General features: G+C 73.9%; 11 protein-coding genes. 4 read left to right on the top strand and 7 right to left on the bottom strand.

Going from position 1 to position 13,685, the window contains the following annotated elements; genetic code table 11:
- Positions 1 to 13 precede the first annotated feature (13 nt).
- From AB0L29_RS12380 to AB0L29_RS12370, 3 genes are read right to left on the bottom strand one after another with little or no spacing between them, the layout of a single operon-like run.
- Entirely contained in the window at positions 14 to 424 is a 411-nt protein-coding gene (locus AB0L29_RS12380) for a RidA family protein (protein WP_365826130.1), read from the bottom strand.
- A complete protein-coding gene (locus AB0L29_RS12375; protein ID WP_365826128.1) occupies positions 421 to 1,182 on the bottom strand; it encodes an IclR family transcriptional regulator in 762 nt (253 codons plus the stop codon). The genes AB0L29_RS12380 and AB0L29_RS12375 overlap by 4 nt, the downstream gene beginning before the upstream one ends.
- A complete protein-coding gene (locus AB0L29_RS12370; protein WP_365826126.1) occupies positions 1,179 to 2,291 on the bottom strand; it encodes a sugar kinase in 1,113 nt (370 codons plus the stop codon). Before AB0L29_RS12370 ends, AB0L29_RS12375 begins: the two co-directional genes overlap by 4 nt.
- Before the next feature lie 133 nt (positions 2,292 to 2,424).
- Here AB0L29_RS12370 and AB0L29_RS12365 point away from each other — a divergent pair, with 133 nt between their 5' ends.
- Together AB0L29_RS12365 and AB0L29_RS12360 are read left to right on the top strand one after the other, a co-directional pair.
- Positions 2,425 to 3,708, top strand: a complete 1,284-nt coding sequence (locus AB0L29_RS12365; protein ID WP_365826124.1) for an amino acid deaminase — start codon at positions 2,425 to 2,427, stop codon at positions 3,706 to 3,708.
- Positions 3,709 to 3,729: 21 nt separating this feature from the next.
- On the top strand, positions 3,730 to 5,349 hold the full coding sequence (locus AB0L29_RS12360; protein WP_365826122.1) for a D-aminoacylase: 1,620 nt from the start codon (positions 3,730 to 3,732) through the stop codon (positions 5,347 to 5,349).
- Between the two features lie 24 nt (positions 5,350 to 5,373).
- Here AB0L29_RS12360 and AB0L29_RS12355 read toward each other — a convergent pair whose 3' ends face one another.
- Positions 5,374 to 6,300, bottom strand: coding sequence for a serine protease (locus AB0L29_RS12355; RefSeq protein WP_365826120.1), 927 nt, complete (start codon positions 6,298 to 6,300; stop codon positions 5,374 to 5,376).
- Between the two features lie 178 nt (positions 6,301 to 6,478).
- Positions 6,479 to 7,273 (bottom strand): hypothetical protein, encoded by a 795-nt coding sequence (locus AB0L29_RS12350; protein WP_365826118.1) that lies wholly within the window; start codon positions 7,271 to 7,273, stop codon positions 6,479 to 6,481.
- A gap of 126 nt (positions 7,274 to 7,399) precedes the next feature.
- On the opposite strand from AB0L29_RS12350, the gene AB0L29_RS12345 reads away from it, so the two are divergent.
- The gene (locus AB0L29_RS12345) at positions 7,400 to 8,611 is read left to right on the top strand and encodes a pyridoxal phosphate-dependent aminotransferase (protein ID WP_365826116.1); all 1,212 of its coding nucleotides are present in this window, start codon (positions 7,400 to 7,402) and stop codon (positions 8,609 to 8,611) included.
- A gap of 111 nt (positions 8,612 to 8,722) precedes the next feature.
- Positions 8,723 to 9,142: a hypothetical protein gene (locus AB0L29_RS12340; RefSeq protein ID WP_365826114.1), complete on the top strand. Its 420-nt coding sequence runs from the start codon at positions 8,723 to 8,725 to the stop codon at positions 9,140 to 9,142.
- A 314-nt stretch (positions 9,143 to 9,456) separates the two neighbouring features.
- Here the strand turns inward: AB0L29_RS12340 and AB0L29_RS12335 are convergent, their stop codons facing one another.
- Positions 9,457 to 9,750 (bottom strand): hypothetical protein, encoded by a 294-nt coding sequence (locus AB0L29_RS12335; protein WP_365826112.1) that lies wholly within the window; start codon positions 9,748 to 9,750, stop codon positions 9,457 to 9,459.
- 15 nt (positions 9,751 to 9,765) lie between these two features.
- Positions 9,766 to 13,317 carry a hypothetical protein gene (locus AB0L29_RS12330; protein WP_365826110.1) on the bottom strand — a complete coding sequence of 1,184 codons (3,552 nt, stop codon included), beginning with the start codon at positions 13,315 to 13,317 and terminating at the stop codon, positions 9,766 to 9,768.
- Between the last annotated feature and the right edge of the window lie 368 nt (positions 13,318 to 13,685).

The raw sequence follows: 13,685 nt of genomic DNA, 5'->3' as shown, positions 1-13,685 counted from the left end.
GGGGTCGGGGGTGTCAGCCGAGGACGGCGAGCGCGTCGATCTCGATGAGGAGTCCGGCCGGGAGTCCCACGTAGACGGTGGTCCGGGCGGCGGGCGGCTGGGTCAGGCCCTGCTCCTCGAAGTACGCGTCGTAGATCTCGTTCATCTCGGCGAAGTGGGCGGTGTCCGTCAGGTAGACGCGGATCATCATCACGTCGTCCCAGCCGGCGCCGCCCTCCTGGAGGATCGCCTTGACGTTGGCGAGGGTCTGGAGGGTCTGCTCGCGCAGGGTGGGGCCGGCGGGCGTGGGCGGCCTGCCCTCCTCGGCGGGCAGGAAGCCGACCTGTCCGGCGACCTGGAGGATGTTGCCCTTGCGCACGCCGTGCGAGAACTTCGCCGGCGGGGTGGTGTGGGTGGTGGGGACGAGCGCGGTCTTCTCGGTCATGCGGTGCCCTTCGCTGGTGTTCTGCCGGAGTACTCGCCGCTGATGGCGTCCGCCGTACGGCGCACCAGCGGGAGGAGGGTGAGGAGTTCGTCGGCGGTGACGACGACGTTCGGCGCGGAGACCGACATGGCGGCGACGACCCGGCCGTCGGCGCCGCGGATCGGTGCGGCGACGCAGTTGATGGACTCCTCGTGGCCGCCGAGGTCGGTGGCCCAGCCCTGTTCGCGCACCTTGGCCAGTTCCTTGAGGAAGGCGTCGGCGTTCGGGGTCGAACGGGCGGTGTACGAGGGGTAGTCGAGCTTCTCCGCCACCGCCCGCCGCTCGTGTTCGGGCAGGTCGGCCAGCAGCAGCTTGGCGACGGCGGCGACCGTGATGGCGACGGGCTTGCCGATCCGGGAGTACATCCGCACCGGGTAGCGGCTGTCCACCTTGTCGATGTAGAGGACCTCGTCCTCCTCGTACACGGCGAGGTGCACGGTGTGGCCGCACTGCTCGTTGAGGCGGACGAGGTGGGGGTGGGCGATCTCGCGGACGTCGAGGTTCTCCATCGCCTCCTGGGCGAGGGCGATCAGCCGTGCGCCGAGGCGGTAGCGCTGGTCGGACTGGCGGTAGACGAACCCGTGTTCGTGGAGCGTGCGCAGCAGCCGCAGGGCGGTGGACTTGTGCACGCCGAGGCGGTCGGCGACCTGCCCGAGGTCGGCGGGGCCCTCGGCGAGCAGCGGCAGGATGCTCAGCGCGCGGTCGACGGTCTGGCTCATGGCGTACGTACCTCCTCCTCGGCCCGCTCCACGGCGTCGGTCCACCCGGGGCCGAGTCGAAGTCTCCCCCACGCCGTGTCGTCGAGGGCGGCCAGCCGGTCGGCGCGGTCGCGCCAGGAGGGGCGGCGCGGCGGGGGTCCTGCCGGGCGTCCGGCCCCGGGGGCGGCTCCGGGGGCCGGGTCCGGGTGCCGGGCGGGCGGCAGGGCGAGGTCGCCCGGGACGGTGAGCGCGGCGGCGGCCATGAGGTGGCCGTGGCGCAGGCGGTCGCGGACGGGCAGCCCGCGCAGGGTGGCGGACAGGAATCCGGCGGCGAAGGCGTCCCCGGCGCCGACGGCGGCGACGACGTCGACGCGCGGGGCGGGGACGTGGGTGACGTCCCGCCCGTCGAACACGGTCGCGCCCGCGGCGCCCTGCTTGACGACCAGCACCTCGGGTTCGGGCAGCGCGGCGCGGACGGCCTCGGCGCCGCGCAGTCCCCAGGCCTCGTCTTCCCCCACGAACACGATGTCCGCCCCCCGTGCGAGCTCCAGCAGCACCCGGGAGCCGTCCGCGTCCGGCCACAGGCCGGGGCGGTGGTTGACGTCGAAGGAGACCAGGGGGCGGCCGGGCCGGCGCGCGGTCAGCTCGCGCATCAGTTCCAGGCAGCCGCCGGACAGCGCGGCGGTGATGCCCGACAGGTGCAGCACGCGCCCCGCGCGGACCGCGTCCAGGTCCACGTTCCCGGCCGTCATCGCCGAGGCCGCCGACCCGGCGCGGTAGTACGCCACCTCGTGCGCGTCGGTGGCCCGGTCCCCGGCCGTGCGGAAGTAGACGCCCGTGGGGCGGTCCGGATCGCGCCGGACGTACGACACGTCGACGCCGTAGGCGCCGACGGCCTCGACGAGGTGGTCGCCGAACCCGTCGGCCCCGACCCGGCTGACCCATCGCGCGGGGTGGCCGGCCGCCGCCAGGACGCACGCCACGTTGGACTCCGCGCCCCCGATGGACCGGTCGAAGGAGGGCACGTCGGCCAGGCGGCCCGGGCGGGTGGGCAGGAACGTGACCATGGACTCGCCGAGCGCGACGACGTCCACGACGTCGGGGGCGTTGCAGGGTCCGGTGGTGGTCACGATGGTCGTAGCTCCTCGTCGGCTGCGGGGCGCGGCTTCCGTTGACCCCGCGTGGCCGAGATGTTAGACAGCGTTGAGCGACATACGCAATGAATGTTGCATCCCATGCAACACCGCTGATCAGGGAGGCTCCATGACAGCCGGCACGACCTCCGACGCCCTCGCCCGCCTCGCCGGGGAGCGCGTCGACCACCGTTTCAAGGGCCTCCCTGCGGACGCCGACGGCCTGACCGTCGGCGAGCTGGCCGCCCAGCGCCGCAACCTCTTCACCGACGGCTTCACCACGCCCGTGCTCGCGCTGTCCGCCGAGCGCCTGGAGCACAACCTCGGCCTCATGGAGACGTACGCGGCCCGCCACGGCCTGGCCTTCGCGCCGCACGGCAAGACCTCGATGGCCCCGCAGCTCTTCCACCGCCAGATCGAGCGCGGCGCGTGGGGCATCACGCTGGCGGTGCCGCACCAGGTGCGGGTGGCGCGGGCGTTCGGCGTCCGGCGCGTGTTCCTCGCCAACGAGCTCGTCGACGCGGCGGCGCTGCGCTGGATCGCCGCCGAGCTCGACGCCGACCCGGACTTCCGGTTCGTCTGCTACGTCGACTCGGTGCGCGGGGCCGGGCTGATGGACGCGGCGCTGCGCGGCGTCTCCCGTCCCCTGGACGTCGTGGTCGAGCTCGCCGCCGGCGAGGGCGCCCGCACCGGCGTGCGCACCGAGGCGGAGTGCGCGGCGGTCGCCGACGCGGTGGCGGCCGCCCCCACGCTGCGGCTGGCGGGCGTGGCGGGCTACGAGGGCGAGGTGCCCGGGGCCGACCCGGACAGGGTGCGCGCGTGGCTGCGCCGGCTGGTCTCCCTGGCCGCGGAGTTCGATGGGGCCGGGCGCTTCGCGGCGGTGGACGAGATCGTGGTCAGCGCGGGCGGCAGCGCCTGGTTCGACGCGGTGGCCGACGTCTTCGCGCAGATCCCCGAACTCTCCCGGCCGGTGCTGCGGCTGCTGCGCTCCGGCGCCTACGTCTCGCACGACGACGGCCACTACCGCAGGCTGACCCCCTTCAACCGCGTCCCGCGGGAGGGCGCGCTGGAGCCCGCGTTCCGCCTGTGGGCGCAGGTGGTCTCCCGCCCGTCCCCCCGGCAGGCCTTCGTCAACGCGGGCAAGCGGGACGCCGCCCACGACCTGGACCTGCCCGTCGCCCAGGTCGTACGGCCCGGGGGCGGCGGCCCGGAGCGCCCGGCCACCGGCGTCTCGGTCACCGCCCTGTCCGACCAGCACGCCTGGCTGCGCACGGAACCGGAGGCGGAGCTGGAGGTCGGCGACTGGCTCGGCATGGGCCTGTCCCACCCGTGCACGTCCTTCGACAAGTGGCCGCTGATCCCGCTCGTCCGGGCCGACGGCACGGTCGTCGACTACATCCGTACGTTCTTCTAGGAAGCCGGGGAGGCTCGTCTCGTGGAAGACCTGGTCATCCGGGACGCGGAGGTCGTGGACGGCTCCGGCGCCCCCTCGTACCGCGCCGACGTCGTCGTCGACGACGGGCGGATCGTCTCGATCGTCAAGGAGGCGGCGGCAGCGGGCTGCCAGCGCCCCGGCGCCGTGCGCGAGCTGGACGCCGAGGGCCTGGTCCTCTCCCCCGGCTTCATCGACATGCACGCCCACAGCGACCTGGCGCTGCTGCGCGACCCCGACCACGGCGCCAAGGCCGCGCAGGGCGTCACCCTGGAGGTCCTCGGCCAGGACGGGCTGTCCTACGCCCCCGTCGACGACCGCACGCTCGGCGAGGTGCGCCGGGCGATCGCCGGCTGGAACGGGTACGGCGACGACATCGATTTCGACTGGCGGTCGGTGGGCGAGTACCTGGACCGGCTGGACCGCGGGATCGCCGTGAACGCGGCCTACCTCGTCCCGCAGGGCACGGTCCGCGCGCTCGCCGTCGGCTGGGAGGACCGCGCGGCCACGCCCCGGGAGCTCGACCGGATGCGGCAGCTGGTCGCCGAGGGCCTGGAACAGGGCGCCGTCGGCATGTCGTCCGGGCTGACCTACACCCCCGGCATGTACGCCGGCGACGCCGAACTGACCGAGCTGTGCCGGGTGGTGGCGCGGTACGGGGGCTACTACTGCCCCCACCACCGCTCGTACGGGGCGGGGGCGCTGGAGGCGTACCGGGAGATGGTCCGGCTGACCCGCGAGGCGGGCTGCGCCCTGCACCTCGCCCACGCCACCATGAACTTCGGCGTGAACCGGGGCCGGGCGCCCGAACTGCTGGCGCTGCTGAACGAGGCGCTGGCCGCCGGGGCCGACATCAGCCTCGACACCTACCCCTACACGCCCGGCTGCACCACGCTCGCCGCGCTGCTGCCGAGCTGGGCGAGCGAGGGCGGCCCGGAGCAGGTCCTCAGGCGGCTGGCCGACGACGCGACCGCCGAGCGGATCCGCCTCGACCTGGAGGTCACCGGGTCGGACGGCTGCCACGGCGTGCCCGTCGAGTGGGACACGGTCGAGATCTCGGGCGTCGGCGACCCCGCGCTGGCGGAGTACGTGGGCCGTACGGTCCGGGAGGCGGCGGATCTGCGCGGCGAGGCACCCTGGGCGACCGCCCGCCGGCTGCTGCTGGCCGACCGGCTGGCGCCGACGATCCTCCAGCACGTCGGCCACGAGGAGAACGTGCGGGCGATCATGCGCCACCGCGTGCACACCGGCGGCTCGGACGGCATCCTCCAGGGCGCCAAGCCCCACCCGCGCGCCTACGGCACCTTCCCGCACTATCTCGGCCACTACGTGCGGGAGTCGGGCGTGCTGTCGCTGGAGGAGTGCGTCGCGCACCTGACCTCGCGCCCGGCGGCCCGGCTGCGGCTGCCGGACCGCGGACTGGTCCGCGAGGGGTACCGGGCCGACCTGGTGCTCTTCGACCCCGGGACGGTGGCCGCGGGCTCCACCTACGCGGAGCCGCGCGCGCTGCCGACGGGCATCCCGTACGTCCTGGTGGACGGGCGGTTCGTGATCGAGGACGGGCGGCGCACGGACGTGCTGGCGGGCCGGGCGGTCCGCCGCACCCCCGTACGGCCCGGGTGACCGCCCGTCACGCCCTGCCCCTCCCTACGGCTTGGGCAGGGTGCACCCGCTCGCGCCCAGGTCGAGCTTGCCGTCGATGCCGAAGCAGGCGGGGAACGGGTGGGTCTGCTGGGCGTAGTTGATGCCCTGACGGACCGTCACGGTGCCGTTCTCGTCCACCTCGCAGGGGTTGTCGACCGTGCACCGCCCGCCGTCCTCGTTGCCGGTGTTGTTGACGGCGACGACCCTACCGGTGGCGGTGTCGACGACGGGCGAGCCGGAGGTGCCGCCGACGGTGTCGCAGGCGGAGGTGTAGCGGACCGAGTCCTTCCAGGTCCAGTCGCCCTCCTTCAGGCGGTACACGAAGCCGTCGACGGAGCAGGTGTAGATCCGCTTCCAGTAGCCGGAGACGACGCTGATGGAGGTGCCGGCGGCCGGGCGCGTGTCCTGGAGGGTGAGGGCGTCGATGCCGTACGCGCTCCCGATCTGCCCGTAGGTGCGGGTGAGCTGGTACACGGCCGCGTCCGTGTCGGTCATGGTGGCGTACGCGATCTTGCTCGCGCGCAGCGTCGCGACCCGGGTGCCGGCGGAGTCCAGCAGGCCGAAGGAGCGGCTGGAGGCCCGGTCGACGACGACCTCGCCGGGTGCCGGGAAGCCGGTCTCCAGGCAGTGGCCGTTGGTGAGCACGAGCGCCGGGTCGTCGTCCTCGGAGTCGGGCATGCGGACGAGCGAACCGGAGCAGTTGCTGAGCGAGACGGTGCCGGCGAAGTCCACCGCCCGGGCCGGCGGCGCGCCGGCCCGGGACAGGTTCGCCGTGGTGGACGTGACCACGTCGCGGACGACCGACGTGATCGTGCCCGTGTCCGCGCCCGGGTCCGTGCCCGTGGCGGTGGGCTCGGCCGCGAACGCGGGGGCCGCGCCCGTCCCGGACGCCACCAGGGCCAGGAGGGCGGCGGCGAGAGGTTTTCTCATGCGGGGGTCCCCTCTTGAAGACGGGGGCGGCCGGAATCCTCCGGCCGCCCACTCGCTTGTCATGCGCATTGTGAGGGGGTGGGATGGTGCGCACAAGGAGCCGTGACCGGACCGGAGCCGGCCGGTTCGACACGGCCACTGCTCGTCCACGGGGGTTCACGAAGGCCCCCCGGTTTCCTCACTTGGGCTTCTTGGCGCCGCCCCGGCCGTGCCCGGGCCTGCCGTCCCCGCCGCCCGGGAGCGGCGCGGCTGAGGCGGAGGCGGAGGGCGCGGCCGCGGTCGCGGTCGCGGTCGCGCCGGCGGTGGGCGTCGCCGCGGGCGGGGACGCCTCCGCCGTCCGCCCGGAGGAGGGATCCGCCCCCTCTCCGGCGGGCGAACCACCGGCGGGGACCGACGGGCCCGCGGACGCCGTGCCGGCCGGCTCCCCGGCGCCGGGCGGCCGGCCGGCCGCCGGGTCCGGGGGCGACGCGGATCGCGGCGCCGGCTCCGCGGCGGCGGACGTCGCCGGATCCCCCGCCGCCGGACCCGTGCGGTCGTCCCCGTCCCGGACACCGCCGGACGGCGATCCCGGGAAGGAGAGCCCGGCGATCAGCGCGACGGCCGACACGGCGCCCAGCGCCCCGGCGGCCACCGCCGCGCGGCGCGAACGTCCGGCAGCGGGCTTGCGCCGGGCGCCGCGCCCCGGGCCGCGGCGGTCCCGCTCCGGGCCGGGAGCGCCACCGCCCTCGCCGGGGCCGGTGCCGTGCCCGCCGGGGTGGCCGTCCGCCACCGCGGGCAGCTCGACCGTCCCGTCGTAGGCGTTCTGCCAGCCGTGGGCGGCCGCCGGGTCCGCGTACTCCTCGTACGCCGGGGACGGGGCGGCCTGCGGGTGGTACACGTTCGGCCGCACCCGGTGCCCGCCGTCCGCCGGGTGCGCGTCGCCGGGGTCGTACGCGCCGCTCGCGCCGTTCTCGTACCGAGGTGGCCTGGACATGGCGGCGGATTCTAGGGACAGGAGGGGGCCGCGGGACAATCGTCGGCGATATCCACCCAAACCTCCCCGTCTCGCGTGGTGGAAAACACGACCCAAGGAGCGTTACCGGGCCGTAAGCTCCCAGACATGCAGGTGATCCAGTCGACCAAGCTCGCCAACGTCTGTTACGAGATCCGGGGCCCGGTGCTCGAGGAGGCGATGCGGCTGGAAGCTGCCGGTCACCGCATCCTCAAGCTGAACACCGGCAACCCGGCCGCCTTCGGTTTCGAGTGCCCGCCCGAGATCCTGGAGGACATCCTCCGCAACGTCTCCACCGCACACGGCTACGGCGACGCCAAGGGCCTGCTGGCCGCGCGCCGGGCGGTCGTCATGCACAACCAGACCATCGGCATCGAGACCGACGTCGAGCACGTCTTCATCGGCAACGGCGTCTCCGAGCTGATCGTGATGGCGATGCAGGGCCTGCTGGACGACGGCGACGAGGTCCTCGTGCCGGCCCCGGACTACCCCCTGTGGACGGCGGCGGTCTCGCTCTCCGGCGGTACGGCGGTCCACTACCGCTGCGACGAGCAGTCCGACTGGATGCCGGACCTGGCCGACGTCGAGCGCAAGGTCACCGACCGCACCAAGGCGATCGTGATCATCAACCCGAACAACCCCACGGGCGCGGTCTACGACGAGGCCGTGCTCAAGGGCCTGACCGACATCGCGCGCCGCCACAACCTGCTGGTCTGCTCGGACGAGATCTACGACAAGATCCTCTACGACGGCGCCACGCACACCCCGACCGCGGCGATCGCCCCCGACCTGCTCACCCTGACCTTCAACGGCATGTCGAAGGCGTACCGGGTGGCCGGCTACCGGGTCGGCTGGATGTCGATCTCCGGACCGCGCGCGCACGCCGACTCCTACATCGAGGGCCTGACGATACTGGCGAACATGCGCCTGTGCGCGAACATGCCGGGCCAGCACGGCGTGGTGGCCGCGCTCAGCGGGCGGCAGACGATCAACGACCTCGTGCTGCCGGGCGGCCGGCTGCGCGAGCAGCGGGACACGGCGTACGAGCTGCTGACCCAGATCCCCGGGGTGACCTGCGTGAAGCCGAAGGGGGCGCTGTACCTCTTCCCGCGCCTGGACCCCAAGGTCTTCAAGATCAGGGACGACCGGCGGATGGTCCTGGACCTGCTGCGGCGCGAGAAGATCATGGTCGTCCAGGGGACCGGCTTCAACTGGCCCGAGCCCGACCACTTCCGGGTGGTGACCCTGCCGGCGGTCACGGACCTGCGGGACGCGATGGGCCGGATCGGCCGCTTCCTGGACGGCTACGGCCAGCCCTGACGGCACGGCTCGCCCGCCCTCGGCAGATACGGCGTCCGACTTTGAGGGCAGCTCAACTTTAGACGAAATCTAAGCTAGGATGGCTTCCCGTAAGCACTCAGGAGGCCATCCATGTACGAACCGATCCGCAGCAAGTCGGTCCACAGCACGATGGCCGGCACGTCCTCCGACTTCCCCCACCGGTCGCGTGAGGAGGAACTGGACATCCAGCTCGCGGGCCACCTCGCCGCGCTGCTCGCCGTCACCGACGAGCTGCGGGCGCTGCAGCCGTCGGCCGACCTGGAGGCCGCGGCCGAACGGCTCGCCGGGCAGGTGGCCCGGCTGCGGGGCGGACGGACACCGGCCCGCGCGGCCGGCCACGCCCGGCGCGAGCCCAGCGTGCCGGCCCTGCACCGGCGGGCGCACACCCTGGCCGCCCGGGCCCTGGTCGTCGCCGCCTCCCGGGCCGACACCGCGGCCGCGATCCTGGCGGCCGAGCGCATGGACGCGCACACGGCGGCCCTGGAGCCCCGCGAACTCGCGTCCCACTGAGCCCTCCGCCGAGGGGCTCCCCCGAACGGCCCCGGTCCGCGTGCACCCGCAGCGACGCGCGGACCGGGCGCCACACACCGCGCCGACGGGCCGCCGTCCCTGCGGCGGCCCGTCCCGTGCGACCGCCGTCAGCCGTCGCCTCCACGCACGGGCGGCACACCGTCCCTCCACGACACGACACCGGTCCCCAGAACCGCGACCGGGTCCCGGGAACCGGCGTCGCGCGAGGCTCTCAACCGGCCGTGAACCGCCCTGAACCGGCCGTGAACCTCAGGATCCCGGCCGAGGCCCTCGCGACCGGCGCGGTGCGCCGGTCAGCGCCACTCGGGCGGGATGCCGGCCAGCTGTTTCAGCAGGTCCCAGTCCCCGGGCCTGCTGGAGGGGGAGTGCCACTGCGCGCCGTGGCCGACCCAGTATCCGCGGTAGTTGCGGATTCCCATCACGCTCGTGTCGGAGAGGTCGGATTCATTGCCGCAGCACGGGCAGATGGCGTTCGTCGGCCAGCCGTGCTCCCAGAAGAGCTCGCCGTCGTATCCGCAGACACGGCAGACGGTCTCCTCCTCGGGACCGGGTGGCTGTTGTTGTCCCGTCGTCATGTTGTTGCTCATTTCAGATCCTCGCACCTAACGTTCACGCTGCCCCTGCGCCCGCAGGTAGTCCTCGAGCGTGGGCCAACGGTTGGTGTCGAACCCGCGCGGATTGCTCGGGCTTCTCGGTGCGGGTCGGTTCATCGTCTTGGGGAGCCCGTCCGCATCGTACGAGGCGAGCGTGTTGGTGTTCTTGTCGTAGACGACGTACCCGGCCGAGTTCCCGTTCCTGTCGTACCGGTCCCAGACCCGGTAGCCTGCCGGAGGCGTGGGCGAGTCGGCCACGGAGCGGTACCTGTGGGCGAGCTCGACGTACTCGCTCGCCGAACGGAGCTCGGGGAACTCTGCCCGGTGCCTGGACCAGTGCTGCGCAGCGCTCTGGGCGTGTCCGGACCTCCGGCCGGCCGCCCAGATGTGCGGAACCTTGCCCTGGGCCTTCTGGGCCTTGGCGAACGCCTCGACGGCTGTGAGCCCGGTCTTGCCCCACTTGCCGGCGGTCGCTCCCCAGCCGAGGAACGGAACGGCCGCGGCACACGACAGGCTTGAATTGAAGGCGTCGTCCTCGGCCGCGTACCAGCCACAGTTGAGCAGGTCAGCGACCTCGCCGGCGCCTGGGATCAGGCCTCCGGCGTCAAGGATGAGATGACCGGCGTCGCTGACGTAGTCCCACCAGTCGGCCTCGTCCTCGGCCGCCGCGTCGGCGAAGGTGTCCTCCATCTGCTGGAGTTCCGCCGTGGCCCGGCGTTCCTCCGCGTTCCGGCGCCGCTCCTCGGCCTCCTGTCGCAGCTTCTCGGCCGTGGCGAACCATGCCTCGACCGCCGCCTTGTCCGCGGCGGCGGAGTCCTTGCCCGCTGCCACCGCCGAGGCACGGGCGGCGTTGGCCGCCCGCCAGGCCTCGTTGGCGGAGCCGGCCGCGGCATGGGCGGAGGCCTCCGCGCGTGCCGCGGAGTTGCCGGCGTCACGGGCGGCGCGGTGGGCGTCCGCCTCGGCCTTGCGGGCCACCTTGGCGGACTCCGCCGCCTTCGCCGCGGACGCCTCGGCGTCCTTGGCCGACTGGCGGGCCTGTTCCGCGTACCGGTCAGCCTTCTTGGCGGACGCGTCCGCCTCCCTCGCCCAGTCCGCGGCCTCCTCCGCCGCCTTGCGGGCTTCGGCGGCCGCCTTGAGAGCTTCGGCGGCGTTCTTCTGGGCGGTCGCGGCGGCACCGTCGGCGGAGGAGATCAGCCGTTGGACACGGGCCACATGGGTCGCTGTGAGCAGATCCTTGCGCCGGGCCTGGTACTGGCCGACCTCGATGAAGGCGTGCAGCAGCTGCGGCGGGCCCTCCAAGGCGATGCGCGCGGCGGCCTTCATCTCGGGGCCCCCGGTCTCCAGCAGTTCCACCGCGTGGACCCGCTCGTCATCGGTGCGGGCTTTGAAGTAGCCGGTGGTGATGAACTCCCGCAGCTTGTCGGGCGAACCGGAGGCGAGGGCCGCCTGCCCCGCCTGCTTGACGCCGTTCCCGGCGCCTTCCATGAGCTGTACCACCCGGACGCGGTAGTCGTTGGCGGCCGCCTCGTGCTGGCCGGTGCGCAGGAATGCGTCGATCTCGGCGGGAGTGCCGTCGAGTGCGGCCTCGGCGGCCTGGCGCACGTCAGCCGATTCGGCCTCCAGGGCGAGGCGGGCGACCCGCGCGTACTCGTCCTGCTCGCTCGCCGCCTTCCAGCCGTCGCGGATGTAGTCGATGACCTGCTCGTCCGAGCCGGCCAGGGCGACCTCGGCCGCGGCGGCGCTCCAAGGGCCGCGGGTTCTGGCGATGTGCAGCGCCACCTTGCGGGCCTTGGCGGCCGCCTCGGCGCGGTCGGTGGCCGGGTCGGCGACCTCGCGGGCGAGCCGCTCGGCCTCCTCGTCGAGCCGCTTCGCCTCGTCAGCGGCCCGCCGCTCCTCGGCCCTGCGCTGGTCCTCGCGGGCCTTGAGGGACTTGGCGCGCTCGATGGCCGCGGCGGTACGGGCGGCGAGTTCGGCGGCCTCGACCTCACTGGCCAGATCGTGCGTAGTGCGGGCCTTGGCGACCGCGGCTGCCGCGTCGTCCGCCGCCTGCTTGGCCGCGTTGGCGTGCTTGGTGGACTCCGCGGCGGCGTCGGCCGCTTCGCCGGCGTGCTGGGCCGCCTCGTCCGCGGCCGTCGCCGCCTTCTCGGCGTGCCCGGCGGCCGAGTTGGCCGCGTCCCGCGCCTCGTACGCGGCGGTGGCGGCCCTGCGGGCGAGGGCCTCGGCCCGGTTGGCCGCCTCGGTGGCCGCGGCGGCGTGCCGACGGGCTTCGGCCGCCGCCGCTCTGGCCCGGGCGGCCTGGGCGGCGGACACGTTGGAGTATCCGCTGGCCTCCGCCGCGGCGTTCGCGGCGGCGTCGGCGTTGGCGCCGGCGCCGGCGGCGGCCTTGGCCGCTTTGCCGGCTTCGGTGGCGGCGGTGCCTGCGAACTCGGCTGCCTCAGCCGCCTTCCTGGCGCCTTTGGCCGCGTCACGGGCGTCCTCAGCCGCCTTGCGAGCGGCGGCCGCCTTGCTCGCGTCGGAGGCGGCGGCAGCGGCGGCGCCCCGTGCCCGGGAGGCCGCCTGTGCGGCTGCGGCTGCGGCGGAGGCGGCCTGGGAGGCCGCGTTGGCGGCCACACGGGCGGAGGTGTTGGCGGCCTGGGCCGCCTCGATGGCCTCCTGGGCGGCACGGGCCGCGCCCTTGGCCGCGTCTGCCGCCCGTCCTGCCGCTTGAGAGGCCTTCTGGGCGTCGTCCTTGGCGGCCTCGGTCTCCCTGGCCGCCTTCTGCGCCGCCTGCTTGGCAAGTGCCGCGGCGGCGGTGGCACGCTCCGAGGCGTCCTTGGCGGCCTCCGTCTCCTTGGCGGCCTGGCGCCCGGCTTCCTGGGCGAGGTCGGCGAGTTCGGCGACGGTGGCCTGTTCCTGGTCGCGGGCCCGTGCGATGTGCTGGCCCACCTCCAGGAACTCGCGGATGTCCTCGGCCGTGCCGTTCAGGGCGAGCGCGGCGGCCTCCCGGGTGGCCGGGCCGCCGGTGGACATGATCTGAACGGTCTGCACCCGGTGGTCGTTGTCCCGGGCGGTGTACTGACCCTTGTCGAGGAAGGCGCGGATGTCCTGCGGCGAGCCGTTCAAGGCCTTCTCGCCGGCCTTCTTCACGCCGGGCCCCCCGGCGGAGATGATCTGTGTGACCCGGACCCGCAGGTCCTGTTCGAGCGGGGCTTTCCAGCCGTCCTTGAGGAAGGCACGGAGTTCTTCGGGGGTGCCGGCCAGCGCCTTCTGCGCCGCCTCGCGTACCCCGCGCCCGCCTGCGGAGAAGATCTGGACCGTGGCCACCCGGTCGTCGGAAAGCTGAGCGATGTCCCTTTCGTGGTCCAGGAACTCACGGACATCGGCGTCGGTGCCCGTCAGAGCGGCCTCGGCGGCGGCCCTGACGCCCGGGCCGCCCGTCTTCCATAACTCCAGCACCCGGCCGCGGTCAGTGGCCGGGATGTGGTCGGTGGAGCTGCCGTAGTCGTCCCAGTCCACGACCTCGTCGGCCCTGGCCGGAGCGGCTGAGACGAGTCCGGCAAGAAGTGCCGGAACGAAGCCCAAGCACAATGCGCGTGCCGCCCGCTGCATCCTCTTTCCCCCGTGTCGTGGCTGTTGCTTGCGCGCCCCCAGCGCGAACGCGCTAGCGCGCGTCTCCCCGGCGCGGAGGCTCGTTCTTCGTATCAAGGAAGAAACGCCCATCCATGTTGGTCGCCGGCAATTCCCCTTGCCGGCTGCCGAATTTCGGCGCGGAGAGCATATGTGGTCATCCCCCGTCGAGCGGTAGGGCAATTGTTGGCCGGGGTACTGATATGAGCCATGTGACCGGGGTGACGACGCGGCCGTGATGCCCGGGCGGGGCGAACCGGCGGCGCCGAGGCAGGCTGCGATCCCGTCGGCGAGCTCCGCTCGCGGAAGTTGCCGGTCGGAGC

The sequence above is a fragment of the Streptomyces sp. NPDC052701 genome (genome assembly GCF_040678355.1).
Lineage (GTDB): Bacteria > Actinomycetota > Actinomycetes > Streptomycetales > Streptomycetaceae > Streptomyces.
This window is presented reverse-complemented; position numbering and strand designations above follow the sequence as displayed.